Raw genomic sequence first — 23436 nt, 5'->3', positions numbered from 1 at the left:
GAGATAAAAAACAGCCGCCTGTTTTTCGACATAAGCGTCAAATGATTAGATCACGTCAAAGAACGTGCGGCAACAGCCTGTGTTATTATAGTAACCGGTTCAGCAAAAACGGATTTGCCGGGTCATTGATCAATAGTTTACGGGGGAAGATCACATGAAGAAGTGGTATGACGAAGAATACGAGTTCACGGTCGAAGTAACGGGATTTCTTCACGGCGACCATACTGAGCGCTACTGCCGTAACGGCGAGGAGATCGGCGACACTTACACCTGCACATACGGCTGCCCCGTCAACAAAGACGGATACGGCATCTGCTCCAAGACCATGATGATGCTCTATCCCCTCATGGAGGCCGTAAGGAGCGGCGGCGATCTCGAAAACCTTGGCGGCGACGGCAAGTACACTAAGACTGTCGTATGCCCTGACGGATGCGTAATCTTCAAGCTCACCGCAAAGCCTTTGGGCAACGAGAATTTCCACAAAGGCGGATTCTGGGAGTATCCCGATCAGACATGATGATCTGAACTGAGATGGGCTTGTTTTATTGATGTTTTTTGTGCGGCAACTGTTTCGGCAGTGCCGCTTATTTATTAGGTTGTCAGATTCAGATAAAGTTATCGTTGAAAAATCGGCAGAGTTTCGGCACTGCCGCATTTCTGCATGATTTTTCCGGGTTAGTTGAAGAAAAATACGGCAAATGATCCGGCAGTGCCGCATTACTGCCGAATAAATTTTCCTGATCACATACCTGATCAGTACCTGTATGCAAAGTGCTCGAAAACCTCGGCTAAAACCTCGGCTGTAGCCGGCTTTTCAGCCGTGTTTTCGCGAAAATGGAATCAAATCCCGGTCAAAACCCCGGCTCATACCGGCTTTTTAGCCGAGGTTTTTCAGTCTGCAAATGATTATTTCGAAAACTGATACGCAAGTAATAAACACCCTGGTTCCTTATTGTCGTTAAGCAACAGAAAGTCCCGTCAGCAGGTTTACCCGCCGGCGGGGCTTTCGTCAACTTCATATAGCCATATCAAGATTTCCTGATATAATGCGTTTATAAAACTGCTGTCCGGAAAGCAGAAAAAAAGGAATGGTAGGATAGATGGTTTCTGAAAAGACGAAAACAAAACCCAGGGTCAAGGGCCTTCTGATAGGGTTGGGTATATCTGTAGCCTGGATAGTCATGGCATACATACTTTTCGCCGTCATGGGCGAATCGACATTCCCCCACGGCGGACTTGACGACATCGGCGAGGCGATTGCGATAGCTTTCCTGTGGAATGTGTTCATATGGGGTCCGCCCATCGTTATCGCCGGAGTGACTCTTCTGGCATGGCTCATCAAGTATCACAAGAAGTGGATCAAGTTCATCCTGATAGGACTCGCTGTCATCGGATTAGGCGTCGTGTGTTATGTAAACTTCGGCAAACAGCTGCTCGCTTCCGTTTTCAACACTCCCGAAAACGTGGCGCGCAAGATCGATTCCTATTCCGACTGGTATGAATACGAGAACGAGCACAGCTATGGTCTTTGCGACGGCTGGACGGAATACGATTTTATCTGCGAGTATGTAAAAGACGAACTGAAGTATGATACGCTCGCCGAGATGAGTTACGCGCATCCCGACGCGGATGATGCTCTCGAGACAGAATACATCAACGCCGCTATGGAGAAGTGTGGTAATGACATACCTCATCTCGTCAGGTGGGAATACGTAACCGACGTCACTTCTCTGATACCGCCGAGACAATATACGGCAGAGCGGTACGGCTCCGAAGAGATGGCCGAATGGTTCAGGGAAAGCGACAAGGACGGATATCTGATCTACGATGACGAGTTCCCTTATATCGAAGATCATTTCGGAATGCCGCTTAACCAGGACCATGAGTATCCGAGATACCAGAATTCAGCTTCGAGCTTTATCTACAGTTATTCGAAAGTGATCGTTCTCTTCTACGACAACGGCACATTCGACATCGTCTGATACGGTTTTCGCGACACTACGACGGACCGATCCCTTACGATCAGATCGAAGAGAAGGGAAAACAGCTGGAATGGACAGGACATAAGCTTTCCCTTTCAGAGCATCCATAACTTAAATTTGGCGGTATTAACGTCAGAGTTTGTCCCCTGTCACGTTTTGTTGCTACATGCTAATCTATTAGCGGTAGTAGGAATGTGATAAGGGGACTGCTCCGTCTGTAAAAGGAAGGATGCTCTTATGTTTAGTTTAAAGGCGGCAGTAATGCCGGCAGTTATATTATGCTCTTCAGCGGGAACATATACATATGTAAGGAGCGGATCCGGAGATGCGCTCTGCCGGGGATGATCCGGGTTGGCGTATGTATCTGATCCCGTTTTTTATGGAATGCTGCATAACAGGGATCAACGGCTGATGCAAGATATGGGGAGAAACAATATGAAAGACTTAAAGGGAATCCTTTCTTTGCTGCTGGTGCTTTCAGTAGGTTCTTCGGCGATCGGATGTCAGGCAAAACCCGAAGAGAGCACGGAAGAGACCACTGCTGAAACAACCGTCAGCACGACAGGGACCACGACGTCAGAAAGTGAGACTGAGACGGAAACGAAAGAAACCTCCGAACCTGATAACGTGAATGACGGTTTCGATCCTTACGACGGCTCTGAGATAGCAGGTATCTACAACAAGGTCGACATCGGGTTCCAGAGGACTGACACTTATCTGAACATCAGACACAATATAACGCTGCCGACGGATTTTGAGCCCGCAACGGTCGAGTGGGTAAGCGGCAATGAAGGCATAATCGAGAACGACGGAACGATCCACAGGAAAGCCGATGAGTCTGTGCTCGTGGATATGACGGCAAAGATAACACTTGACGGAGAGACGGTCGAAAAGAAGTTCGAACTCCGTGTCATAAAGACGCAGCTCGAAGGCCAGACACCGTTTTTGGAGTGGGTACTGGACGAGCCCGACCAGATCTATTTCTTCAATGACATTATCGAGGACACTTTCATCTATGTTGACGACGAAGGTTACGTCACCCGCGTGATCGGTTCGATATCCGACTACATGATCGATTCGCCCGAAGAGGGTCTCCTTGCCATGTACGGCATCCACAAGCTGATGGGATGCGAGGACGTTTACAAAGAGCTCGTTCCGGGATTCATATCCAAGGACGAGTACGGTTACATATTCACTTACGATCAGGTATGCGGCGACGCGAAGGTCGGAGGAAGGGTAACGATCACGACAGATCTCTCAGGTCACGTGAACGGTTTTATAAACGGCTATATCCGCGTGAAGGTCGATCCCGTGCCGTCGATAGATGGCGATGAAGCAGCAAAGAACGTGCCGGATCTTAATGGCGATTACAGCACGGAACTTTGGATAACCGACATCGATAACGAGCAGAAGCTTGTGTGGGACGTGTTCTATAATGATGCTTCCAGCATGTCGAAAGTGGCGATGGTCGATGCGCATGACGGCACCCTGCTTGGCATAAGAGACAGAGCGATAATTGATTGAACGGCCCTTTCGCAGTGCGGAAAAAAGATGCCGGCTGCATGCCAAACTGCGGTATTTATAAGGCGCGTTTTAATAAAAACATAGTTTTTTCGCAAACTTAAAGTATAATTGTGGGGATTTTGCAGATCATATCTGTAAATAAAGTTATGGAATACTGAGGTAAACACATGTCGAGATCGAGCAGGAATCTGGGAGCGGTAGTCGCTTTTCTGATATTGGGACTTGTAATAGTCGGATGCATTTACGTCATCAAGGTGGCGTACGACGAGCCCGTCCCGACCGTACAGGAGACCACGGCGGCCACACTGCCGACAGAGCCTTCCGAGACAGAACCGGAAGAGAAGAGGATCGCGCTTTTCCAGACGAACGATATCCACGGATTTTTAATGGACACCACATGCGGTGATTCCACCAAGTTCCAGTACAGACTCGCTTATATCGCAAAGGACGTCAAGAACGCCAGAGAGTCTGACACTTATGAAGACGTTCTCCTCGTTGACAGCGGCGACATATATTTCGGTACACCCGTATCGAACCTTTCGCAGGGCGCGGCAATGAGAGCCGCAATGGACGTCATGGGATACGACGCCGTAACTCTCGGAGGACACGATTACGTATGGGACGTCTCGAAAAGCGCGGCAGACGATTTCTGCACTCTCCCCGCATACACGTTAGGTGACATTACGGGCGATCCCATGGTCCCCGTCATCTGCGCCGACCTCTGCTATGCCAACAATCACAACAGAACGCTCTTTACAAAGGACTACGTTATCGCCGAGAAGGGCGGATACCGCGTAGCCCTCATCGGTTATATTCCCGATTATCTCAACGAACTTCCGAAAGATCTGGCGGATTACTATGAGATCCACGCAGACCTTACAGAGTTTTCCGCACGCGTTAAGGCGATCAACGAAGCCGAAAAGCCCGACATCACGATCGTCGTCGCACATGAGGATGCACTCACTGTTGCAAGCGCTTTGAGCCATGATGACGTCGATCTCGTATGCGGCGGCCGTACGCATGAGGCACAGTGCGGCTACACAGGAGACGGCATCGCATATCTCCAGAGCGACTGCAACGCGCAGGGTTATTCAAGAGCTGTCCTCGTTATCGACAAGGACGGCAACGTTACAGTTGAAGATCCGGTTAACAACAGCATCATCGAATATCCCGAAATGCTCTACGACACACTGTCGAATTCCTCTTATTTTGATTCCGAAGTCCTCGACATCTCTCACAAGGCATGGGATTCCATCAGCGACCAGATGAAAGAGGCTTTGGGCTACATCGAGACCTCAGTCGAAAAGGACGGCATAATAAGCGGTCATACGACATCCGGCGGCAACTTCCTTACGAGCCTGATGCTCGAGTATACGAAGGGTGACGGAGCCATAGCTGCTTTCTGCAGCAAGGACGCCGTATGTGCTGATTTCGTCGTTGCCGAAGGCGGCATCTTCGAGCTCTCAGTAGGCGACATGTACAAGCTCTGTCCGTACGATGATGTATGGCTCATCTATAGTCTCACCGGCAAAGAGCTCGCCCAGCTCATCGCGGACGGTTTCAAGGACCCCGCATTCGGCGACCAGATGTCCGGCATCAGATTCGAATACAATAACAACGGCACGCTTGAAGAGCCTGAGATCGAGATAGTCAGCATCAAGTTCACGAACGGCACAAAGGTCGATCTCGACGACACCGAGACAACGTACAAGATCTGCGTCACGGGTTCGTGCGCATCACAGCCCGGCAGCGTATTCGAAGGCAAGACACCGCTTCATTCCAAGGACGAAGCACCTGTCGACAATCAGGCTCTGATCGAGGTCCTTCGAAAGAGACGTGACGGCGGCAACATCCACATCCCCGCAGATACATATTCCAGAGGCACATGCCTTAACATGGATGACATTCCCGAGGGTGAGACAAACGCAGACGGCGGTGAAGGCGATACAGCCGGCGAAGAGGACAACTGAGCCGGATTCTGTAAAGTTGAAGTGTATGAGGAAGAAAATATGAAACGTGAATTGGGAATCGCAAGATGCGGTCTAGCCTGCTGTCTGTGCTCGGAGAATAAGGAGTGCAAAGGATGCAGGCTCGACGGGTTCAAGGATCTGTCTTGGTGCAAGGATGCCGAGTGGTGTGAGAACAGGAAGTGCTGCATCGCAAAAGGCGTTGCGGGATGCTGGGCGTGCAGCGAGAGCGGCTGTGAGAAGGGCCTTTTCAAGGACAAGATAAAGGCGAAGGGCTTTACCGAATACGTGCGCCGTTTCGGCATGGAGGCGCTTCTGGACCGCCTCGAGATAAACGAGCAGAACGGCATCGTATATCACAGGGAAGGCATAATCGGCGACTACGATGATTTCGATGATGTCGAAGAACTGATAAAGTTCATCCAGACGGGCAAGAGGTAAGCGCCGGATCACTACGATCAAGAGGTGATTTAATATGGCATCGAGCAAAGAATATCTGGATTTCATCCTGGAGCAGTTATCGCTCCTTGACGGCATCACATACCGCGCCATGATGGGTGAATACATCATCTACTATCAGGGCAAGGTAATAGGCGGCATCTACGATGACCGGTTTCTGGTGAAGGTAACGAAGTCGGCTCAGGCGCTGATGCCTGAAGCGGAACTCGAGCTCCCTTATGAAGGCGCGAAGGAGATGCTCATGGTCGATGACGTCGAGAACAGGGAATTCTTGAGAGAACTTTTCGACGCGATGTATCCTGAGCTCCCGGCGCCGAAAAAGAAGAAGCAGTAAGAGGAACAGAAAATGAAGTTCAGCGTGATACACATGCATTTTGACAGGGACCGGATACCGCCTTCGGACATCGAGATGGTGCCTTTCACGGACGATGTTTTCGAGCTATATAAAGAGCAATATGTGAAAGCTTACGATCAGGCGTTCTTCCCGATGAGGAAGGCTCTGGACATCGAGCCTTACATGTGTTTCGGCGGCGGCCTGAAGCAGCTCGGCGAAGATCCGGAAGTGTTCCTTTTGACAGAAAAAGGCATTCTTATTGGCTCGGTCGAATGCTGCAAGGATCTGATCGACGATCTTTTCGTAAGTGACAAGTTCCGGGGAAAAGGTTACGGTAGGAAGATCCTCATCTGGGCAATGAATCACGTGAGGGAGCAGGGGTATAAGGAGATGAAGCTGAGCGTCGCCGTGTGGAACAGGGGCGCGATGCAGCTGTATCTGAACAAAGGATTTGAGATAGTAAGCAAAGAAGAGGTTAACCCATACGGAACATGAATATACGTAAAGCTGAAGAAAGAGATTTTGACGCGGTAAAAGAGATAACGCAGGAGACGATCGCGGAAGTATATCCGAAATACTATCCCGAGGGCGCGGTCGTGTTTTTCGCGAACCACCATTCGGATGAGAACATAAAGCGCGACATTGAAGCCGGGAATGTATATCTGCTGGTTACAGAAGACGGCGCATTGGCAGGCACCGTGACGGTTTCCGAAAATGAGATAGACAGGCTGTTCGTTATGCCTTCGTACCAGCACAAAGGCTACGGAAGGGCGCTGATGGATTTCGCCGAAGAGGAGATATTGAGGACGCACGAAGTCATATGCATCGACGCGTCTCTTCCTGCGAAGAAGATCTATCTTTTGCGCGGGTATAAGGAGACGGGATACAACATAATAGACACCGGTTACGGCGACTATCTCTGTTTCGACAAGATGGAGAAAAGGGCATGAGGACTGATGTCTACGATATCGAGAAGATATCGCACGGGGATTACGACATATACAAGATCTACGAGAAGTACGAAGCGTGCATGTACCTGGTGTGCGGGAGCGAGAGCGCATGCCTCATAGACACAGCGTACGGGCTTTGCGACTTGAAGGAGTTAACGGCTTCGCTTACATCGCTTCCGGTGTTCGTTGTCAACACGCACGGACACATCGACCACGTGCTCGGAAACCATTATTTCGATGAGGTGTACATGCATCCTTCTGATAAGGAGATGTACAAAGAAGTGGCTGACGGATTTGCCGCCATGATCGGTGAACCGTGGGTCAGGGAAAAGTACGGTGAGTTCATAAAAGATGCGGATCCGTCGTCGGTCAGGTTCCCCAAGACCATGGATGTCAGGGACGGCAACATAATAGATCTCGGCGGAAAGATACTGGAAGTCGTAGGGATACCGGGGCATACTCCCGGCAGCATAATGCTGATCGACAGGGAAGAGAAGATATGCTTCTCGGGTGATTCGATAATCGAGCACCTGTGGCTGTTCCTTGAAGAATCTTTGTCACCTTCCGAGTATCGCGATAACCTGGCACGCGCAGTCGGAAAACTTCGTGATGCAGGTGTTGAGCGTATATACAACGGACATTATGCATATAAGCCGCTGACGATGGCTGACTGTGATGCGATCCTGTCGGGCATGGAAAAAGTGTGCGCCGGCACCGCTGAAGGCAGGCCATTTTCGAACGATGCGGGGAGCGGCACGGAGTATGTATTCGGTGAGTTCAGCGCGCTCTGCGGCAACGAAAAAAATCTGCCCGAAATGTGAGTTTTATTATGGAAGTCAGACTTGTCCCTTACAGTGAGTCCTTGAAGGAGAGCCTGTTCTGTTTCACGGCCGGGTGCTTTGAAGAACTCGGCAAGAAATTCGAACCTGACGGCAGGCACGGTTTTTATAACGACATTGAAAACGAATTCGATGTCTTTTATTGTCTGGTTCTTGATGAAGAGGTGATAGGGACCGTCGGGCTGAAGAAGGTTGATGTGCGTGCGGCTGGAAAGAAGATTGATGAGGGTGCGGTCGATCTGAAGAATGATGAATGCACCGTTGGACTGAAGCAAACGGGTGCGCGCGCCGTTGAGCTCAAGGCCATGTATCTCGACCGTTCGTACAGAGGCAAAGGTTACGGGCGGATGCTGATGGACAAGGCTGTGGAAGAAGCAAGATGCCTTGGCTATGAGTGCATAGTTCTGGATTCCATGTCGAAGTATGAGGACGCATTAAGACTGTACGGGAAAACCGGTTTCAGGCGCATTGAAAGATATAACGATAACGTCCACGCGGATGTTTTCATGAGACTTGATTTGTGAGTTTGCAGGAGGGGAATATGTTTGAGAGCGATTATGCAAAAACTGATTACATAGAAAAGGATAATGTGGTCTTCCACGTGTGGAAAAAGGAGGCTCATTTCGACGACTACAGGGATCCCGTAAAAGCTTCGCTTGAGCTTCTGCGCGAACACAAGGACAGCATCTTCATTGTTGATGCGAGGAACGGTTTCGAGGACGTGAAAGAAGACGTAGAATGGGGCTTTGAATACTTCCTTCCCGAGCTCAAGAAAACGGGATGCACGATATGGGGATTCATACTTCCCGAAGTGTCCGATATCGAAGGCGAGATCGACCTGTGGACTAGAGAGATCGAGAAGAATTTCCGTGTCATAAGAGCGGAGTCTTATGAAGGGATACTGGAGCAGGTGTGATGATTTAACAGACTTTGTTTGATGATACAAACAGCGTGGGCCTTTCAGGCCTGCCTGCATCTGCGATAAAAAACAACAGGACCAGTTTGCATTTGCGATGAAAAAAACAACAGGGGCGTCCGACCATGCGTCAGACAGCCCCTTGTGTTTTCTATCCCTTATATCCGTTCTTAATCTTTCCTGTATTCCAATATGTCACCCGGCTGGCAGTCGAGTGCCTCGCATATCGCTTCCAGTGTGGAGAAGCGAATGGCGGAGATCTTGCCGTTCTTCATCTTGGATAAGTTGACGTTCGATACGCCGACTTTTTCGGAAAGTTCGTTAAGCGAGATCTTGCGGTCCGCCATGACCCTGTCCAGTCTCAATATAATCTGTCCCATAGGCGCCTCCTTACAATGTCTCGTCAGACTCTGTCTGTAAGGTCATTCCGTAGTCGATGACGTTATGGACAACCCAGGTGAGAAGTATGCACAGGATTCCGAAGGTTGAGCCTGTTGTCAGGAGCAGGATGCCGCTCGTGATGGCGAGTACGATCGTGACTCTCTTCTTGACCTTGGCGGTGAAGGGGGTGTTCTCCTTTTCGATCAGTCCGAAGATGGAGCTGACCATCTTTGAAAGAACCGAAACGACGGCAAAGGCTAATCCTAGAAAGAAGACGTATCCACCATATAATATGCTCATCGGGTGGTCGTCAATGGCGGCCTGGACTGCGGGAATGTCGGATTCGATGTTGGCGGGGACGATACCCAGATTGAACTCGAATGCCGATACCGCGCCGACCTTGTCGGAATTCTCGATGACGCCTCTCTGCTGTGCTTCAACAAGGTAATCGTCAAATTCTCTTCCCATCGACCACATGCCTATTGCAGAGATGATGCTGCAGATGCAGCCTATTGCAAAAAAGATGCAGAGGATGTTCGAAACGATCTTGCCGGTGTGGCAGCTCTTCTTGAGCTTAGCGATCTTTGCATTTTCTTCATTCATAAATCTATTCTCCTTATTCGTTGTTTGTGTCACCTTCGAAGATGGCTTAACTATACTCTGTGAATTAATCTTTGTCAACAAGAATTTAACGATAAACGTTAAATATTTTTCGAGGAGCGTTGTGCTAATGTATGCGTGCGCGGGTTAAAAGACCTATGTTTATAGGGGGTGGTTTGAGGGGTGTTTGAAGAAGTGGTTTGCGGGGGCGACGGTTATGCATTTCGATGTGGCGGATGGTGCAATGGCTGCTGACGAGTTTTGGGATGGTTGTTATTTCGATAAGGACGGAGTTTGGGATCTTCACAAATACACTTGGATATTTAAAGGTAATGAATGGTACTATACAGATGTTGATCACAATGACGTGGTAGTTAAATCTAAGACGGTCTTAATTGATGGCTCAAAGTGTACTTTTGATGAAGACGGACGCCTAATTAAGTAAGTGAGTTTCAGGAGGGATGACTATGCAGCCGAAGACTCTTTTTGTTATCGGAAACGGATTTGATATCGCACACGGATTGCCGACGAAGTATTCTGACTTCAGGGATTATCTGATGCAGAAATTTGCTGTCGACGAAGATAAGTGTTATGACGTTCCGGTACTTTGCGATGGTTACGATGGATATTATTACGACGAAGAAGAACTGGCAGGGTTTATCTGTCAGGTAATCGACAATTGCACCGGAGGCAATTGGGGCGCTCTGGAGAACTATTTGGGACCTGCTTTGATAGATGAGCTTATGAGCGGTGCCCAGATTGATCTTGATGCTTCTGACAGCGATTTTGAAGACAGTGTAAAAGCATATCAATGTGAAGCCGAAAACGTTTCGCCTGCATTTTCTTATTTGAGAGATTTTTTCATTATGTGGTTAAGAGAGAATCTTTCACAGATAGATTATTCTGCTCTTGGAAAACCTGAATTTAAGGAAGTGTTATCTTCAGGTGACGCGTTCCTGAACTTCAACTATACAAAGACTCTCGAAATGGCATACGATCTTCAGAATGTTTGTCATATCCACGGGATAATTGATGATCCGGAGAATGCATTGTTCGGTCACAACGATGAACGTGAGTATGATGAAGATATTGGCGCGAAAGAAAGATTTACCGGGTCTTCCTCGCTTGATGACATGCTCTGCGGATTCATTAAGGATACTGATAAAGCATATCTTCAGCACAAGGATTTCTTTGACAGTCTTTCGTCGGTAACTGATATCTATTCATTCGGAATAACAATGGTCGGCGTTGACAGATCCTATGCGGCGAAAATCGCAGAGAAAGCGCCCGGGGCAACCTGGCATCTGAATAAGCGTGCGATGAAAAAACAGAAACTGATAAGCTTTCTTGAGAGCCTCGGTTTTAAAGTCGTTCCTGAAGAAAGATGGTAAAAGTTATTCCTGAAGTACGGTAATAAATAACTGATTTACACCGGCCTCGGTTTCGCGCAGTTAGTGCAGAACCTGCCGGTGTTTTTTGTGCTGCATTCAGGGCAGATCCATTCTCCTTCGGGTGAACTCGAAGGCTGTGAAACTCCGATATCAGGTGTGGTGCCGATAGAAGGCTCGTGTGTATTTCCTGAAGGTGGATTGAACATCCCGGGAGCGAACATGCCAAAGCCCATCCCGGTGAATGCGCCCACCGGAGTTAACATGGGATTGGGTTCGGGTTCCATGGTGTTCTTCGAATTGACATCGACTTCGACATCATGGTCCGGCATCGTGAACGTTATCTCGATAACGCCGTTCTTATAATCTTCTTTCTTATCGTCAGCATTTACATGGAATCTGTAGCTTGTGTCTGTGGCGATGAAAGGGAATATGACCTTTACGGGTTCGCCCGGTTCGTATTCGGTCTTTTCGGAGGTGAACAGAGGTCCGAAGTTTACTTTATAAGCCATGACGTTTCCTTTCTGCACGAATGCTGCTTTTTCAACCCTTTAGTTCGAACGAAGCTATTTCTCTCGTCGGCCAGAACGCGCAGAGATGAAGTCTCGTTATCGTTCCCGTGATCGGCCTGAACGTTCTTACTACGATCGGAAGGGCGGAGTGCACCACTTCGGGTTCGTCGATAAGTATGGTCGTGTGAGGCGTCCACGGATGTTCCTGAACTGTGCCCATATCACATGCCTCATGGAGTCTGTCCAGTCCGGGATCTTTATCGGGCGCGGCGAAAAGGATCCTGCCGCCTGCGAACATTCCGATGTGGCTTATGTTGACCTTAACAGGAGCAAATCCGTCTGCGACTTTTTGCACTAACGCTTTTGCTTCGTCCTCCATTTCGAGCGGGTAGGAAGACATGCTGATGTGGTGAGGAAGACCGGGTGTTTGCTGTCCGGTGAAGCCCGCGTTTTGAAGCTCTTTATACCAGCCGTCCAGTATCTTCTGCGTCTCGTCATCCCAATCTGCCATCAGGACCAGAAATTGTTCTGCCATGTCTTGTGCCTCCGTAAACTGATGAGAACATTATCTCACACAGAGATTAAAAACCTGATAACCGTTTACCTGATGTATAATACGTTGTTGTCGAAAACAGACTGATGATTCAGCATCGAAATGCGCAGGGGAAATGAAGATGGATATCAGAGAATATACAGACTTTAATGAGGAAGAGATAATCGCGCTCTATGCGGACGCGGGATGGAAGGCGTACACCGAAGATCCCGCATCTCTCAGAAAAGGATATGAGAACTCGCTCGTCGTGTTGGCGGCCTATGAAGGCAGTGAGCTCATGGGCATCCTGCGCGCTGTTGGTGACGGTGCCACGATCGTTTTTATCCAGGACATCATCGTATACAAGCGGTTTCAGCGCAAAGGTGTAGGCACGGCGCTTCTGAAGGCGGCGCTCGAAAGATACCGTAGCGTAAGGCAGATCGAACTTGTCACCGACAACACCGAAAAGACGATCGCTTTCTACAGATCTGCAGGATTCAGGGAGCTGTCCGAGTTCGGCTGCTGCGGCTTCATGAGAGGATGAAGCATGGTGTTCTGAGTGCTGCCTGCGATGATCGCGGCCGTCCTTTTCGGTGCGACAGTGAAGCGAAGACAGGCGGAAAGTGTCACTTCCACGGTCTGACCTTATCGAGCCAGCCGTTTGCTTTCCAATATCTGTAATCAGTATATTCGGGATGTTCTTTGCCGATCTTCGTCTGAAGAATCCGGCAGGCATAGAATTTGCACCTTACTATCAGACCTGTGCGGGCCGGCACGGAATAGTCGATCGAAGCGTATTTACTGCCGGCCTTGGTGACGCTGTTTAACATGGACGAGCGCTTTTCCTCAGAAAGTCTGTCCCAGACCACATCTCCCATGAGCTTAAATGTACACTTCCTGATATTGCTTATGCCCCACCAGGAGAGACTGTCTTTGATGTCTTTGGCAGTAGAGCTTTCACCGGAGCCGAGACACTGGGTGATTATGACCGCGCGCTTGCCGAACATCTCTTTGGCGGGGCGGTGTGGCATCCAGTGGTAGCCGAAGTGGTCGAGCATGGCTTTCATGGCACCTGTCGCGTGGAAAACGTAAGCCGGCGATGTGAATACCAGAAGGTCTGCTTCGAGCAGGGCTTTCTCGATAGCAAGTACATACTTCGCATCTTTGCAGGCTTCCGGACCTTTGCTAAAGCAGGTCGTGCATCCTGCGCAGAAGCCCGGGCAGTCTTTCGGAAGATAGAATTCCGTTATCTCGGCTGTGTTTCTTAACGGCTCAAGGAATGCTTCCTTAAGTCTGTATGTTACACCGTGCTTTTCTGTTCCGTTTATTACAGTTATCTTCATCTTGTTTTCTCCAATAAAGCGGTTGGATCGTGTGGTTTCAGCGGGCGGTTTACGCGGCTTTCCACGGTCTGTTCTTACCGAGCCAGCCCTGTTCCTGCCAGTATTTTCTTTCTTCTTCTCCGGCGCCCATGCCCTTTTGCTGCATCATCCGCATCATCGAAAAGAGGAAGCGCGTCTTTATTCCGGCGTGTACATTTGAAGTCTTGAGCTTTTTCGCGAGGGAAGCCATGTCTTTATTGATCTTCTCCTTAAGTTCAGGCTTTATTTGGTCCCAGTTTGCGGCCTGAATGGCTTTTCCGTAACTCTTTACATACGGAACGCCCCAGTAAAGAAGAGTGTTCGTGACATCTTTTACGGCTGATTTCGCGCCTGCGCCTGCAGCTGTCGAGATGACGACTGCTTTCTTCGAGAACATGGATGCGCGGGGCTTGTGAGACATCCAGTATGTGAATGTGAGTTCTATAAAAGCCTTCATCGGGGCAGATGAACGCATGCAGTAAGTCGGTGTTGTGAAGATCAGAAGATCAGACTTTTCCACCATGTCCATTATTCGTTTTTTCTCTTCGAAAAAAGGACACAGCGATTCATCCCTGATACAGCTGCAGCAACCGGAACAGAAGTGGTTAAGGTCTCTCGGCAGGAAGAATTCATGGACTTCGTTTTCGCCGAGATTGTCGACCAGGATCTTTCCGATATTATATGTGCTTCCTTTATGATTCTGTCCGTTTATAACAGTGATTACCATCAGTTATTCCTCCCGTAGATCCTGTCAAACTGTTTTATGTGATCATCAAGCATTTTCAGTGCTTTGGGCTCTCTTTCAGGTTCTCTGTCGCATATCGTGAGAAGATAGTAGATCGGGGCGTAGAAGTGCAGTGTCATTATCTGAACGTTATCGGTCTTCAGGACGCCTGCCGTTACCATGAATCCGAAAAGCATTCCCTGATAAGAGAGCGGATCGTCAACATAGAGCTTCGAATAGACTTTGGCGAGCTCCGCATCATGGAACTGCTCGAGGGTTAGCATCTTCCGGAACTTTCTGTTGTAGTCGTCGTGAAGGTAATAGAGGAAGAATTCGCGGCCGAGCTTTAGCAGCTTATCTTCAGAGAGAGTCTTATATATCCCGGCATCAGCGGAGGCATCCTTCCCGTTGATCTGAAGGACTTTTGCCTGCTCTTCAAATCTGCGGTTCATCTCGTCTATTATCGCGTCGAAGATCGCGCGCTTGTTCTTGTAGTGTTTATAGAGTGACGGTGCCTTGATGCCGACCCTGTCGGCGATCTCGCCTACGAAAACGTTTGCATATCCTTTTTCTGAGAAAAGGGTGAGTGCTTCGTCCAGTATCCGGTGTTTTGTATCCATGTTGGGTCCTCGTGTCTGTTTTGTTTTTGCCTGTGCGGTGACGCACGGACGCGCTTTATCGGTTGGCTAATTCGGATTAGCCAAAGTATAGCTAATTCGAATTAGCCTGTCAACAGGTCTTTTTGATCTGGGAGAGTTTTTTGAAAAGTCCGGCTAAAACATCGATTGGACACAGCCACAGCTGAATGGACTATAAAAAAGAAAAAACTCCGGAGGGCGACATGGACTATTTAAAGATCCTCAAAGACTTATTTGTTGAGCTGACCAAGCTGGAAAACAGGCATTATGAGGTGTGTAACATTGTTACACATGCAGTAAAAAAGCATGGTCTGGCTATTAATAAGCTTCCGGAGACAGATGACGGGAGCGGTGTTTTTGAGAAGGCATTTTTGCAGATGCTTGCCGACTTGAGGTTCGCTTATGGCAATGAATTGCTGTATGGAAGTGACGATGAAGCATATTCGATGGAGCCTGGGATGTTTATTGTCTCGTCAGTAATGCCCGACGATTCTGAACTGCCCATGAGCACTTACCCCATCAAGAGCATTGAGGAGTACGATGAGGTCTTAAATCAGTTTGAACTGAAATAGAATTCGGTTTTCCAGAATCAGAAATCCACGAGATAGATGCTCACCGCGATCTTGGTGAATGATCCCTTTTTCTCAATACCGGTAATCTTCGCGGAGAGTTTCTTGCCGGCGTCCATCAGGCGCGCGAAAACGACGTTGTCCTTCTCGGGCACATAGCCGACCTTTTTCTTGGCAGGCGAAAGGATCATGATCGCGTTGGAGTCGAACTTGTTGTCCTCTCTTATGAGGAAGAGGCGGTCGCCTTCTTTGATCTCGTCCAGCACGGACTGATCAGCCAGGTGAGAAGTGCCTGAAACGAAAGAATCGAAAAGGTGGATCTCCCGCGTAAGGGGTTTTAAGAGTTCGCCGATGCCGTCTTCTGTTGCTTTGCTTACGAGTCCGGACTCGAACTTGGATAATTCATTAGCCATATCATTCTCCTGTGAGTTCGGAAAGAATGTTCTCCAGTTCTTTCCTGTAGCCGTCGTATTGTTTCTTTTCGTCTTGGAGATCACTGATGCGCTGCGCGGTCTCTTCCTTATCTTCAAGGAGGAACTTGAAGTTGTACGGGTCAGTCGTGATTATCCTGTTGATTTCTTCCTCGAGCTTTATGATCTTCTCGGCAATGTTCTCGATCACTATCTTGGATTTGTCGAAGCCCTTGTCGGTAAGTGCTTTGTTGACCAATACCTGAAGCTCTTCCATGTCTTTGAGCTTATTGCATTTGTAGGCTATTACGACTCTGTTCCAAAGGTCTTTTAAAGTCTCGTCTCTCTGCGTCTCGGGATTGATGTCGGGGTGAAGGATCTTGGCTATCTCGCGGTAGATCTTCTTGATCCTCTCGATCTCGTGTTGAGGGATCAAGATGCTCTTCTTTGAATCTTCGTGCTGCTTTACCATCGACTTCAATTCTTCGTAGTAGGACTGCATCTGAAGACCGACCAGCGCGTTGATCGCTTCCTTGTCGGGTGTGTGGCCTTTGTTGACCTCGGCCTGCGCAAAGGCGATCATCTTCTTCAGGCGTATGCATTCGACCTTCGCTTCAAAGACCTCGATGAGATATTTGCCGAACGTTTTTATGTATTCTTCGTACCACATGAATGCTTCCTTCTCAAACTTATCTTTGCGGAGAAGGAGTTCTTCATATCTGGGGTAGTCGCCGAGAGCTATCTTGATGAGATCCATGTGTCACTCTCCTTTTTTGAGAACGAAATCATCCATGAGATAAACACTGTCGGTGAGGAGTGAGCCGTCTATCTCGGCCTTCTTCATGAAGTCGTCCAGGGTCCTGTACCATTTGTCGTCGAACTTGATGACGAGCTCGCCGTTTTCCTCGATGCATGAGACCGTATGCTTCTCGTCATAAAGCCTGAACGTGATCGTGCAGGGCAGGGTGAGCCAATAGTAGAGATCATAAAAACGTATATCTGTCGGGTCAGGATCAACAAGTTTATAGAGGTCTTCGATGAGCCATTTCATTATGTTGAGATTGCCGAAAAATGGATTGTACGTGATCCTCTGCGCGAGGAAATCCCTGGCGTCGATGTAGAGGTCTACAGCCTTTTCTTTGTTGCCTTCCTCAGCCTCGATCGCCGCAAGTCTCGTGAATACTTCCGGCACAGGATCACCGAGGAAAGTCGAGTCCTTAACCTTGGGGTAGAGTTCTCTTATTATCTGCTTGTACTTCTCGTAATCCTTATCGACGTAATAGCCGTTCTTGTACATGTCAGCGATCTTGTACTGTGCTACCAGATTTCCTTTACGGGCGGCGGCGGAAAAACACTTGAACGCTTTCTCGTAGTCCTTCTGTCCCGTCCTGCCGTAGTACCAGATATATCCGAGGCATTCATGCGCTTCCTCGAAATCGAGAGCTTCCGCCATCTCATAATATTTGAGCGCGAGGTCGAATATGCGCTTGCCATAGTAGTAACCGCCAAGTTCCATCATGTAGCGCGGATCGGCCGTCTCCTTGATCAGGAACTCCAGCGCTTCGATGAAGATGAATTCATCGTCATCAGTGGGATTGTTGTTATCGTAGAATGATCTGACGATCTTTCTTGCTTCACTGATAGTCATAAGCTTAGACCTCCTGGATTTTCTTATATTATATACGCCAGGCGGAAATATGCAGTGCCATTAATGGTACTATCAGGGGTGTGGGGAGAGGTGAGCGGCATATTGTATAATGAAAACAACAATCACTTGAAACGGACGCAAAGATTCCTGAATGGGTGGAAAGAACGAAGTAATGCTTTTCGTGGCGGAAAGGAGAAAGATGGATAAGCTTTATATCACACACTACTATTACCCGGGAACAGATCCGTGGAAAAACATAATGCTTCTTCCTGAGGAGGAAGCTTTCCGCAAGGCGGAAGAACTTGCTGCTGAACATCCCGATACCACCAGTTTCGGCCGTTTCGCTGATTTCGCGAACTACTATCCGGCACGGAAGAAAGCGGATGAGTTTGTGCGTGAAAAGTTTATACAATTAGGCGGAAAGCCGAAGCTGTCTCATCCTTATTCATTTACGCTTCTGGAGTGTGAATATCTCAAAGAATGGTTTAACAGCAGTGACAAGATCATCATTGATCTGGATGATATCCCTGACGAGCAGGTCAGCTTCACTCTTGGTGACAGCTGTGCTCTGATGATACATGGAAATGAACCTGTTGTTCTGACGAAAAAACTTCTGTTCGAGCGGATCGAAGCATTTAACGGATCGGTTGACGTTTTCCTCAAAGAGTCTCTCGGCAAGTATGCTTATGTGGAAGTACAGGTGTGGGATAAAATCGAGTAAGTGTGTGTGACGGTTTTATGAGAAGGATTATGCATCGTGGCTATTGAGCTTGTGAATAAAAGTTAAAAAGGCCTTATTTCATGCTGGTCAGAGGGATGATAGTATAAGAAATACTAAGTTGTTCAAATCGGATATGCAGCTTCATCAGTTGAGAAAGGACTTCGCTAATGAGTAAGAAAGTGATCGTGGCCGGACATATCTGCCTTGATATAACACCTGAGATAAAGGGACAGCCGACATCGAAAATACAGGACTTCCTTTTCCCCGGGAAACTCGTTAATGTCGGGGCTGCTGATATCCATACGGGCGGTGTCGTGGCAAATACCGGTCTTGCCATGAAGTTCCTCGGAGCCGATGTAAGGCTCCTCGCAAAGATCGGAAATGATTCATTCGGTGACATGGTGGAATCGATCCTGAAAAGCCACGATGCTGCAGATTGTCTTATCAGGAAAGACAGTGAGCACACATCCTATTCTGTTGTAATTGCTGTCCCTGGAGTAGACAGGATCTTTCTGCACGATCCCGGAGCCAATGACACATTTACCTCTGATGATATTCCCGATGCCCTTCTGGAGGAGACAGCACTTTTCCATTTCGGTTATCCGCCGATCATGAAGAAGATGTATGAGAACGACGGTGAAGAGCTTGTACGCGTGATGAAGAAAGCAGTTGATTCAGGTGCTGCGACTTCCATGGATCTTGCTGCCGTCGATCCCGGTTCGGAGGCGGCAAATGCTGATTGGGAAATGATACTTTCGAAAGTGCTTTCCCTCACGGATATATTTGTTCCGAGCGTGGAAGAGTTATGCTTCATGCTCGACAGGGACAAGTATTTCAGGATACGTGAAAGGGCAGGGAATCTGGACTTTACCGAAGTCTTGAGCATTGAAGAGGACATAGTCCCGCTTGCCGAAAAATGCATTTCGATGGGCACCGCGGTCCTCCTTATCAAATGCGGTGTTCCCGGCATGTATTATTGTACGGCAGGAGAAGAGAGACTCCGCAGGGTAAGCTCACGCATAGAGATAGACGTTAAAGAGTGGGCAGACAAAAGAGGATTTGAGAAGAGCTTTAAGCCTGACAGGGTACTCTCAGGGACAGGTGCGGGAGATACGAGCGCGGCAGCTTTTCTCGTAAGCATTCTGAATGGCTGCCCCATAGAAAAGTGTGCGGAATATGCCGTAGCCACAGGCGCAAGCTGTGTGACTGCATATGACGCATTAAGCGGGCTCAAGTCTTTTCCGGAGCTCGACAGGAAGATGGAAAGCGGCTGGGAAATGATGGATGACTGAACCGGTAAGAATATAAAGCCGGAAGAGGTTTACGGTATAATATCGATTAGCAATTAAACCAGCAGCAGATCAAACTTAATGGGAATGATTGTCTATGTATGAAGCAAACAAGCAATGTTACATAACTTTCTATGAAGACTGGATCGGAAGACCATGCGACTGTTCATATCACATTAAGTCCATAGAAGAAAACGGTGACAGGATAAGCATATTCCTTGATGATATTGAAGTTGTTGTCGATAACCACAGAAACGTACAGTCAGACTCAAAAGAATATACGATCGCGCATGCGGATAAAGTCTCGGTATTTCAGAATGATAAAGTTTATCGGATCTATGAGAAGACCGATAAAGGAATAAGAAGAATCGAAAATGGTCAGGCAGATTATCTGAAAGTCAAAAGTCCGGGTTATGCGGTGTGCATGAGTATATTGCCCTGGTGAGAAATATTATCAGTAATGGTAGTGGAGTGTATGGAACTCAGAAAGTTAACAATCGATTCACCTGATATACAGGTTTTGGAAGAAATAAACGAAGAGGCTATTCCCGAATGCGAGAGGAATTCTCTTCGTGATCTTATGAATACCGGCGCAACTGTTCTCGGGATATATAATGACGGACCTGTCGGGTTCCTGGTCTTAAGGGAATACAAGGCCATTCTTTATCTGGCTTATCTGGCCGTGAACAGAACATTGCGTTCTAAAGGAATAGGCGGAAACGCTTTGAAAGAACTTGTTACGAATAATGCCGGTCACATGATAGTTGTGGAATATGAAGCACCCGATCCGTCTTCACCGGAAAACGGGATGAATATCAGACGTAAAGACTTCTATAAAAGAAACGGTTTTTGTGAGACAGGGTATTTCACTTTTTATGACGACACGGAATTTGAGATAGGCTGTGCAGGGCTGGAATTCGATGTGGATTTGTTTGGTGAATTCACTGAGCATCTGAGCACGGTTATATCAGATCATATACCAAAACCATATATGAAGACGTAACACATTATCTCGGCAGTTTTATATTTTATATAATAGTAAAAGAGAAAAACTATTGGCGAAATAATATGGGAAGAGTTTTTGGAATACTTAAAGAAACTGGTATCATCCGGTGTGCCGGATGCGGATATTCCCGCTCAATACAAACCGGTTGTGATAGCACATTTTTTCAATTCTGAGGTATATAGAGAAGGCTTTCAGGGCTTTTTCGAAAACTATTCATTCTCGCTTGATGAAGTCTTAAGTGCATTTCAAATACTGAAGGTTTCTTCTGAACTGATACAGGTTGTGGAAGAAGCAAAAACAAATAAGTATTTAACCGACGATGAATTGTTCGAACAGGCATCCGATGATGAAGATATGTATTCGGAATTAATGGATAAAAGAGATCTGTTCTGGGATGAAATCAACAGAAAGTATTGCAGCATCACAAACAATGATGTTGATAAAAGAGTAGTAGATTATATCAAGACGCATGGACTTGATTTTAGCATCTGATATTATTCGAATAGTCCCGTATGCAATAATAGCAGAAAAACGGATTCGTTTAGCAAACAGGTAGGCTGGATTGAAATGGATAAGATAATTGAAAAGGCAATAAATATGAAGCCCGATGAATTCTATCTTGTAGAACCGGTTTTATTTCAGCTGTTCTATACCCAAAAGCACAAGCCGGATTTTATAACTGCGTTCCTGGGTGTATCTTCATGGAGGGGCAGTTCATTAAGGAGCGGAGTCTGGACTTACTATGAAACAGCAGATAAAACTGAGGTTGATAGAATAATAGCTTACCTTCAGAAATATGCGCAGGATAATAAGATTGCTTATTGGTTCTCATTAGGCAATCATGATTATGATAAATACAAGGCAGATTATAGTTATCCGCAAGAGTGGATGGATGAGTCTGATATGATCGATAAATGGATACTTGAAAATGAAGCGAATATATCAGAATTTCTACAGAAAATACTTAGGGAAAACAGATGTTATTTCGAATAACCGATCAGATGAGCTTGCAATATGTAGTACACAATACAGGAGAAGCCTACAATGGAAGTAATCAAGTTACCAAAGAAATTCCGTGTTGTCTGTGATGAGATAAGGGATGGTTCGTATGAAAGTCTCGAAAAACTGGAATCTTTTTCTGCGTTTCCTCACCATGTTGCAGCTGTAAAGGCCGCTGTTGCATACTTTGACAAGGATTATGATACGGCTGTTGATCTTACCTGTGACATAATGCCTTATTGGGATGAATGGCATTACAGTAATGTTCCGGATGAGTTTATGGCTGCGATGGTTTTCGCCGCAAGAGAGCATGGTAAAGAAGAGCAAGCAAGAAATGCTCTCATTGAAGAACGTGACAGAGCATTCACTAAAGATGTCGAAAAATATGGAGAGGGCAAGCATCCAAGATATAAGTATTGCAATTTTATGCTTAATTATCTGGACACCGGTATCATGCCCAAAGACAATGAATTGAATTATTCGGTTCCGGCGAATGCCAAATCCGTAGATGCGGTTATAAAGGACTGTAATATAAAGAATGGTGACAAAGACAGACTTTATAAGATGGTGTGTTTATATGGTTATCCGGAAGATGCGGTTAAGCTTTATGAAGAGATCAAAGACAGCAGGCTTTCCGAATATGATCGTGAGGATGCGATAGTCAGATATCTTTATTTGAAAGAAGACGAAAAAGCGCTGCAAGCGATAGAACGTCTGGCTTCAGACAGGTTGTGGACAGTCGCTTCTCCTGCTCAGGTAAGGCCTATGAACTTCTTTACACATCCCATGATGCATAAGTTTCTAAAAGACGATGAATGTCTAGAACGCATTAGGAAAGCGTCATTTATGAACACTTGGGAATAATGAGATAAATCATCAGTATGATATATACATTAGAGGCAAGGAGTACCGAATGAGCAAGGATTATTCTCAATTATATATTGATGGAATGCATAGATGCGGGTATAACGAAGGCGACAATGCGAGACGCCAGTTTATTTCATTTTTTACCGAATGCCTTAATAACAATGACTATAAACGTATAACTAGTAACGCAGGATTTGATCACGAACTGTTCTGTGCAGCGGTTGCACAGTTGATGACGAGTGGCTGTTGGGGTTGTTCTAATCATGGTCCGTACAATATTATGGAATTTTTCAGCCTTTCTAAAGATCAGGCTGATTTCATAATAGATAACATTCCCCGCCGTCTGTCAGGATTAGCTAAAGGGGCTATTCTTGCCAGTGAACAAAATGAATAATTATTTTGGAATGATAAATCCGGAATAAATGAACTGACAGACCGGTAGAACTCTTCCGGCCCTATTGTATAATGGAACAGTAAAACATCAGGAACCGGATCATCAAGGAGCAGCTTATGCGGAAAAGATACATAATCGGATTGATAGCAGCTGTTGTCCTGGCAGTCCTTTGTCTTATTCCCAGTCCGTTAAACGCCGCAAAAGCAGCTGATGGAGGAACAAGGAGGTATTCTCCGCTTCTTCCTGTATATACGGTTGTTGATTGGAATAAGATCGAGATCGCTCCACACAATCCGGACGGACCTGATGCTAATGCTTCCAACGGAAAAACAACAAAGGGAATTCAAGTATTCATATTTGGGATAAGCGTATACGATGGCCGCTATACCGTTGAAGGAATACATACAAGATGATAAACATATTGGA

General features: G+C 47.1%; 34 protein-coding genes. 24 read left to right on the top strand and 10 right to left on the bottom strand.

Annotated elements, in window-relative coordinates; all coding sequences use genetic code 11:
- The first annotated feature begins 154 nt into the window (after nt 1-154).
- The 11 genes from BO18_RS21125 (at nt 155) to BO18_RS21075 (ending at nt 8971) form a co-directional block, all read left to right on the top strand.
- A complete protein-coding gene (locus tag BO18_RS21125) occupies nt 155-517 on the top strand; it encodes a TIGR04076 family protein (protein ID WP_034449470.1) in 363 nt (120 codons plus the stop codon).
- 583 nt (nt 518-1100) lie between these two features.
- Nucleotides 1101-1982 carry a hypothetical protein gene (locus BO18_RS21120; RefSeq protein ID WP_034449468.1) on the top strand — a complete coding sequence of 294 codons (882 nt, stop codon included), beginning with the start codon at nt 1101-1103 and terminating at the stop codon, nt 1980-1982.
- 435 nt (nt 1983-2417) lie between these two features.
- A complete protein-coding gene (locus tag BO18_RS21115) occupies nt 2418-3506 on the top strand; it encodes an immunoglobulin-like domain-containing protein (protein WP_034449466.1) in 1089 nt (362 codons plus the stop codon).
- A 167-nt stretch (nt 3507-3673) separates the two neighbouring features.
- On the top strand, nt 3674-5476 hold the full coding sequence (locus BO18_RS21110) for a 5'-nucleotidase C-terminal domain-containing protein (protein WP_034449464.1): 1803 nt from the start codon (nt 3674-3676) through the stop codon (nt 5474-5476).
- A gap of 39 nt (nt 5477-5515) precedes the next feature.
- Nucleotides 5516-5914 (top strand): DUF3795 domain-containing protein, encoded by a 399-nt coding sequence (locus BO18_RS21105; protein WP_034449461.1) that lies wholly within the window; start codon nt 5516-5518, stop codon nt 5912-5914.
- 34 nt (nt 5915-5948) lie between these two features.
- A complete protein-coding gene (locus BO18_RS21100; RefSeq protein WP_034449460.1) occupies nt 5949-6266 on the top strand; it encodes a TfoX/Sxy family protein in 318 nt (105 codons plus the stop codon).
- A gap of 12 nt (nt 6267-6278) precedes the next feature.
- Nucleotides 6279-6761: a GNAT family N-acetyltransferase gene (locus BO18_RS21095; protein ID WP_051689025.1), complete on the top strand. Its 483-nt coding sequence runs from the start codon at nt 6279-6281 to the stop codon at nt 6759-6761.
- Nucleotides 6758-7216 (top strand): GNAT family N-acetyltransferase, encoded by a 459-nt coding sequence (locus BO18_RS21090; protein WP_034449458.1) that lies wholly within the window; start codon nt 6758-6760, stop codon nt 7214-7216. The genes BO18_RS21095 and BO18_RS21090 overlap by 4 nt, the downstream gene beginning before the upstream one ends.
- On the top strand, nt 7213-8037 hold the full coding sequence (locus BO18_RS21085; RefSeq protein WP_051689024.1) for an MBL fold metallo-hydrolase: 825 nt from the start codon (nt 7213-7215) through the stop codon (nt 8035-8037). Before BO18_RS21090 ends, BO18_RS21085 begins: the two co-directional genes overlap by 4 nt.
- 8 nt (nt 8038-8045) lie before the next feature.
- Nucleotides 8046-8579, top strand: a complete 534-nt coding sequence (locus tag BO18_RS33285) for a GNAT family N-acetyltransferase (RefSeq protein ID WP_051689023.1) — start codon at nt 8046-8048, stop codon at nt 8577-8579.
- A 17-nt stretch (nt 8580-8596) separates the two neighbouring features.
- A complete protein-coding gene (locus tag BO18_RS21075; protein ID WP_034449456.1) occupies nt 8597-8971 on the top strand; it encodes a hypothetical protein in 375 nt (124 codons plus the stop codon).
- 170 nt (nt 8972-9141) lie between these two features.
- On the opposite strand, the gene BO18_RS21070 is transcribed toward BO18_RS21075, so the two are convergent.
- Complete coding sequence (locus tag BO18_RS21070) at nt 9142-9351, bottom strand: helix-turn-helix domain-containing protein (protein ID WP_034449455.1); 210 nt, start codon at nt 9349-9351, stop codon at nt 9142-9144.
- 10 nt (nt 9352-9361) lie between these two features.
- Nucleotides 9362-9955, bottom strand: coding sequence for a hypothetical protein (locus BO18_RS21065; RefSeq protein WP_034449453.1), 594 nt, complete (start codon nt 9953-9955; stop codon nt 9362-9364).
- 184 nt (nt 9956-10139) lie between these two features.
- On the opposite strand from BO18_RS21065, the gene BO18_RS21060 reads away from it, so the two are divergent.
- Together BO18_RS21060 and BO18_RS21055 are read left to right on the top strand one after the other, a co-directional pair.
- Nucleotides 10140-10397, top strand: coding sequence for a hypothetical protein (locus BO18_RS21060; protein ID WP_185752540.1), 258 nt, complete (start codon nt 10140-10142; stop codon nt 10395-10397).
- 22 nt (nt 10398-10419) lie between these two features.
- On the top strand, nt 10420-11343 hold the full coding sequence (locus tag BO18_RS21055; protein ID WP_034449450.1) for a bacteriophage abortive infection AbiH family protein: 924 nt from the start codon (nt 10420-10422) through the stop codon (nt 11341-11343).
- A gap of 35 nt (nt 11344-11378) precedes the next feature.
- On the opposite strand, the gene BO18_RS21050 is transcribed toward BO18_RS21055, so the two are convergent.
- On the bottom strand, nt 11379-11852 hold the full coding sequence (locus BO18_RS21050) for a hypothetical protein (RefSeq protein ID WP_034449448.1): 474 nt from the start codon (nt 11850-11852) through the stop codon (nt 11379-11381).
- A gap of 31 nt (nt 11853-11883) precedes the next feature.
- Nucleotides 11884-12387, bottom strand: a complete 504-nt coding sequence (locus BO18_RS21045; RefSeq protein WP_034449446.1) for a 2'-5' RNA ligase family protein — start codon at nt 12385-12387, stop codon at nt 11884-11886.
- A 139-nt stretch (nt 12388-12526) separates the two neighbouring features.
- Here BO18_RS21045 and BO18_RS21040 point away from each other — a divergent pair, with 139 nt between their 5' ends.
- Nucleotides 12527-12928, top strand: coding sequence for a GNAT family N-acetyltransferase (locus BO18_RS21040; RefSeq protein WP_034449444.1), 402 nt, complete (start codon nt 12527-12529; stop codon nt 12926-12928).
- 82 nt (nt 12929-13010) lie between these two features.
- Here BO18_RS21040 and BO18_RS21035 read toward each other — a convergent pair whose 3' ends face one another.
- Genes BO18_RS21035 through BO18_RS21025 form a run of 3 tightly spaced genes read right to left on the bottom strand, consistent with a single transcriptional unit; the run spans nt 13011 to nt 15089 of the window.
- Complete coding sequence (locus BO18_RS21035; protein ID WP_034449442.1) at nt 13011-13727, bottom strand: flavodoxin family protein; 717 nt, start codon at nt 13725-13727, stop codon at nt 13011-13013.
- A gap of 49 nt (nt 13728-13776) precedes the next feature.
- The gene (locus BO18_RS21030; RefSeq protein WP_034449441.1) at nt 13777-14472 is read right to left on the bottom strand and encodes a flavodoxin family protein; all 696 of its coding nucleotides are present in this window, start codon (nt 14470-14472) and stop codon (nt 13777-13779) included.
- A complete protein-coding gene (locus BO18_RS21025) occupies nt 14472-15089 on the bottom strand; it encodes a TetR/AcrR family transcriptional regulator (RefSeq protein WP_034449439.1) in 618 nt (205 codons plus the stop codon). The genes BO18_RS21030 and BO18_RS21025 overlap by 1 nt, the downstream gene beginning before the upstream one ends.
- A 221-nt stretch (nt 15090-15310) precedes the next feature.
- On the opposite strand from BO18_RS21025, the gene BO18_RS21020 reads away from it, so the two are divergent.
- A complete protein-coding gene (locus BO18_RS21020) occupies nt 15311-15679 on the top strand; it encodes a hypothetical protein (RefSeq protein ID WP_034449437.1) in 369 nt (122 codons plus the stop codon).
- A gap of 17 nt (nt 15680-15696) precedes the next feature.
- On the opposite strand, the gene BO18_RS21015 is transcribed toward BO18_RS21020, so the two are convergent.
- From BO18_RS21015 to BO18_RS33280, 3 genes are read right to left on the bottom strand one after another with little or no spacing between them, the layout of a single operon-like run.
- Nucleotides 15697-16089, bottom strand: a complete 393-nt coding sequence (locus BO18_RS21015; RefSeq protein ID WP_034449435.1) for an HIRAN domain-containing protein — start codon at nt 16087-16089, stop codon at nt 15697-15699.
- 1 nt (nt 16090) lies between these two features.
- On the bottom strand, nt 16091-16843 hold the full coding sequence (locus BO18_RS21010) for a hypothetical protein (RefSeq protein WP_034449433.1): 753 nt from the start codon (nt 16841-16843) through the stop codon (nt 16091-16093).
- Nucleotides 16844-16846: 3 nt separating this feature from the next.
- A complete protein-coding gene (locus tag BO18_RS33280) occupies nt 16847-17734 on the bottom strand; it encodes a tetratricopeptide repeat protein (protein ID WP_051689022.1) in 888 nt (295 codons plus the stop codon).
- A gap of 151 nt (nt 17735-17885) precedes the next feature.
- On the opposite strand from BO18_RS33280, the gene BO18_RS33275 reads away from it, so the two are divergent.
- From BO18_RS33275 to BO18_RS20960, 9 genes are all read left to right on the top strand, one after another.
- Nucleotides 17886-18455 (top strand): hypothetical protein, encoded by a 570-nt coding sequence (locus BO18_RS33275; RefSeq protein WP_051689021.1) that lies wholly within the window; start codon nt 17886-17888, stop codon nt 18453-18455.
- Nucleotides 18456-18622: 167 nt separating this feature from the next.
- The gene (locus BO18_RS20995; protein WP_034449431.1) at nt 18623-19747 is read left to right on the top strand and encodes a carbohydrate kinase family protein; all 1125 of its coding nucleotides are present in this window, start codon (nt 18623-18625) and stop codon (nt 19745-19747) included.
- 94 nt (nt 19748-19841) lie between these two features.
- Complete coding sequence (locus tag BO18_RS20990; RefSeq protein ID WP_034449429.1) at nt 19842-20189, top strand: hypothetical protein; 348 nt, start codon at nt 19842-19844, stop codon at nt 20187-20189.
- Nucleotides 20190-20219: 30 nt separating this feature from the next.
- Complete coding sequence (locus tag BO18_RS20985) at nt 20220-20747, top strand: GNAT family N-acetyltransferase (RefSeq protein ID WP_034449427.1); 528 nt, start codon at nt 20220-20222, stop codon at nt 20745-20747.
- A gap of 78 nt (nt 20748-20825) precedes the next feature.
- Nucleotides 20826-21242 (top strand): DMP19 family protein, encoded by a 417-nt coding sequence (locus BO18_RS20980; protein WP_034449426.1) that lies wholly within the window; start codon nt 20826-20828, stop codon nt 21240-21242.
- Nucleotides 21243-21317: 75 nt separating this feature from the next.
- On the top strand, nt 21318-21743 hold the full coding sequence (locus BO18_RS20975; RefSeq protein WP_034449423.1) for a hypothetical protein: 426 nt from the start codon (nt 21318-21320) through the stop codon (nt 21741-21743).
- A 51-nt stretch (nt 21744-21794) separates the two neighbouring features.
- Nucleotides 21795-22613 carry a hypothetical protein gene (locus BO18_RS20970; protein WP_034449422.1) on the top strand — a complete coding sequence of 273 codons (819 nt, stop codon included), beginning with the start codon at nt 21795-21797 and terminating at the stop codon, nt 22611-22613.
- 49 nt (nt 22614-22662) lie between these two features.
- Nucleotides 22663-23010: a hypothetical protein gene (locus BO18_RS20965; RefSeq protein WP_034449420.1), complete on the top strand. Its 348-nt coding sequence runs from the start codon at nt 22663-22665 to the stop codon at nt 23008-23010.
- A gap of 116 nt (nt 23011-23126) precedes the next feature.
- Nucleotides 23127-23423, top strand: coding sequence for a hypothetical protein (locus BO18_RS20960; protein WP_034449418.1), 297 nt, complete (start codon nt 23127-23129; stop codon nt 23421-23423).
- The last annotated feature ends 13 nt before the right edge of the window (nt 23424-23436 follow it).

It is taken from the genome of Butyrivibrio sp. AE2032 (assembly GCF_000702965.1).
The sequence above is the reverse complement of the archived record's forward strand: the minus strand, read 5'-3'. Positions and strand labels throughout refer to the sequence as shown.

What these genes read in the sequence shown, in the direction of transcription:
- BO18_RS21125 (WP_034449470.1), top strand. Translation starts at nt 155, where the DNA reads ATGAAGAAGTGGTATGACGAAGAATACGAGTTCACGGTCGAAGTAACG.
- BO18_RS21120 (WP_034449468.1), top strand. Translation starts at nt 1,101, where the DNA reads ATGGTTTCTGAAAAGACGAAAACAAAACCCAGGGTCAAGGGCCTTCTG.
- BO18_RS21115 (WP_034449466.1), top strand. Translation starts at nt 2,418, where the DNA reads ATGAAAGACTTAAAGGGAATCCTTTCTTTGCTGCTGGTGCTTTCAGTA.
- BO18_RS21110 (WP_034449464.1), top strand. Translation starts at nt 3,674, where the DNA reads ATGTCGAGATCGAGCAGGAATCTGGGAGCGGTAGTCGCTTTTCTGATA.
- BO18_RS21105 (WP_034449461.1), top strand. Translation starts at nt 5,516, where the DNA reads ATGAAACGTGAATTGGGAATCGCAAGATGCGGTCTAGCCTGCTGTCTG.
- BO18_RS21100 (WP_034449460.1), top strand. Translation starts at nt 5,949, where the DNA reads ATGGCATCGAGCAAAGAATATCTGGATTTCATCCTGGAGCAGTTATCG.
- BO18_RS21095 (WP_051689025.1), top strand. Translation starts at nt 6,279, where the DNA reads ATGAAGTTCAGCGTGATACACATGCATTTTGACAGGGACCGGATACCG.
- BO18_RS21090 (WP_034449458.1), top strand. Translation starts at nt 6,758, where the DNA reads ATGAATATACGTAAAGCTGAAGAAAGAGATTTTGACGCGGTAAAAGAG.
- BO18_RS21085 (WP_051689024.1), top strand. Translation starts at nt 7,213, where the DNA reads ATGAGGACTGATGTCTACGATATCGAGAAGATATCGCACGGGGATTAC.
- BO18_RS33285 (WP_051689023.1), top strand. Translation starts at nt 8,046, where the DNA reads ATGGAAGTCAGACTTGTCCCTTACAGTGAGTCCTTGAAGGAGAGCCTG.
- BO18_RS21075 (WP_034449456.1), top strand. Translation starts at nt 8,597, where the DNA reads ATGTTTGAGAGCGATTATGCAAAAACTGATTACATAGAAAAGGATAAT.
- BO18_RS21070 (WP_034449455.1), bottom strand. Translation starts at nt 9,351, where the DNA reads ATGGGACAGATTATATTGAGACTGGACAGGGTCATGGCGGACCGCAAG.
- BO18_RS21065 (WP_034449453.1), bottom strand. Translation starts at nt 9,955, where the DNA reads ATGAATGAAGAAAATGCAAAGATCGCTAAGCTCAAGAAGAGCTGCCAC.
- BO18_RS21055 (WP_034449450.1), top strand. Translation starts at nt 10,420, where the DNA reads ATGCAGCCGAAGACTCTTTTTGTTATCGGAAACGGATTTGATATCGCA.
- BO18_RS21050 (WP_034449448.1), bottom strand. Translation starts at nt 11,852, where the DNA reads ATGGCTTATAAAGTAAACTTCGGACCTCTGTTCACCTCCGAAAAGACC.
- BO18_RS21045 (WP_034449446.1), bottom strand. Translation starts at nt 12,387, where the DNA reads ATGGCAGAACAATTTCTGGTCCTGATGGCAGATTGGGATGACGAGACG.
- BO18_RS21040 (WP_034449444.1), top strand. Translation starts at nt 12,527, where the DNA reads ATGGATATCAGAGAATATACAGACTTTAATGAGGAAGAGATAATCGCG.
- BO18_RS21035 (WP_034449442.1), bottom strand. Translation starts at nt 13,727, where the DNA reads ATGAAGATAACTGTAATAAACGGAACAGAAAAGCACGGTGTAACATAC.
- BO18_RS21030 (WP_034449441.1), bottom strand. Translation starts at nt 14,472, where the DNA reads ATGGTAATCACTGTTATAAACGGACAGAATCATAAAGGAAGCACATAT.
- BO18_RS21025 (WP_034449439.1), bottom strand. Translation starts at nt 15,089, where the DNA reads ATGGATACAAAACACCGGATACTGGACGAAGCACTCACCCTTTTCTCA.
- BO18_RS21020 (WP_034449437.1), top strand. Translation starts at nt 15,311, where the DNA reads ATGGACTATTTAAAGATCCTCAAAGACTTATTTGTTGAGCTGACCAAG.
- BO18_RS21015 (WP_034449435.1), bottom strand. Translation starts at nt 16,089, where the DNA reads ATGGCTAATGAATTATCCAAGTTCGAGTCCGGACTCGTAAGCAAAGCA.
- BO18_RS21010 (WP_034449433.1), bottom strand. Translation starts at nt 16,843, where the DNA reads ATGGATCTCATCAAGATAGCTCTCGGCGACTACCCCAGATATGAAGAA.
- BO18_RS33280 (WP_051689022.1), bottom strand. Translation starts at nt 17,734, where the DNA reads ATGACTATCAGTGAAGCAAGAAAGATCGTCAGATCATTCTACGATAAC.
- BO18_RS33275 (WP_051689021.1), top strand. Translation starts at nt 17,886, where the DNA reads ATGGGTGGAAAGAACGAAGTAATGCTTTTCGTGGCGGAAAGGAGAAAG.
- BO18_RS20995 (WP_034449431.1), top strand. Translation starts at nt 18,623, where the DNA reads ATGAGTAAGAAAGTGATCGTGGCCGGACATATCTGCCTTGATATAACA.
- BO18_RS20990 (WP_034449429.1), top strand. Translation starts at nt 19,842, where the DNA reads ATGTATGAAGCAAACAAGCAATGTTACATAACTTTCTATGAAGACTGG.
- BO18_RS20985 (WP_034449427.1), top strand. Translation starts at nt 20,220, where the DNA reads ATGGAACTCAGAAAGTTAACAATCGATTCACCTGATATACAGGTTTTG.
- BO18_RS20975 (WP_034449423.1), top strand. Translation starts at nt 21,318, where the DNA reads ATGGATAAGATAATTGAAAAGGCAATAAATATGAAGCCCGATGAATTC.
- BO18_RS20970 (WP_034449422.1), top strand. Translation starts at nt 21,795, where the DNA reads ATGGAAGTAATCAAGTTACCAAAGAAATTCCGTGTTGTCTGTGATGAG.
- BO18_RS20965 (WP_034449420.1), top strand. Translation starts at nt 22,663, where the DNA reads ATGAGCAAGGATTATTCTCAATTATATATTGATGGAATGCATAGATGC.
- BO18_RS20960 (WP_034449418.1), top strand. Translation starts at nt 23,127, where the DNA reads ATGCGGAAAAGATACATAATCGGATTGATAGCAGCTGTTGTCCTGGCA.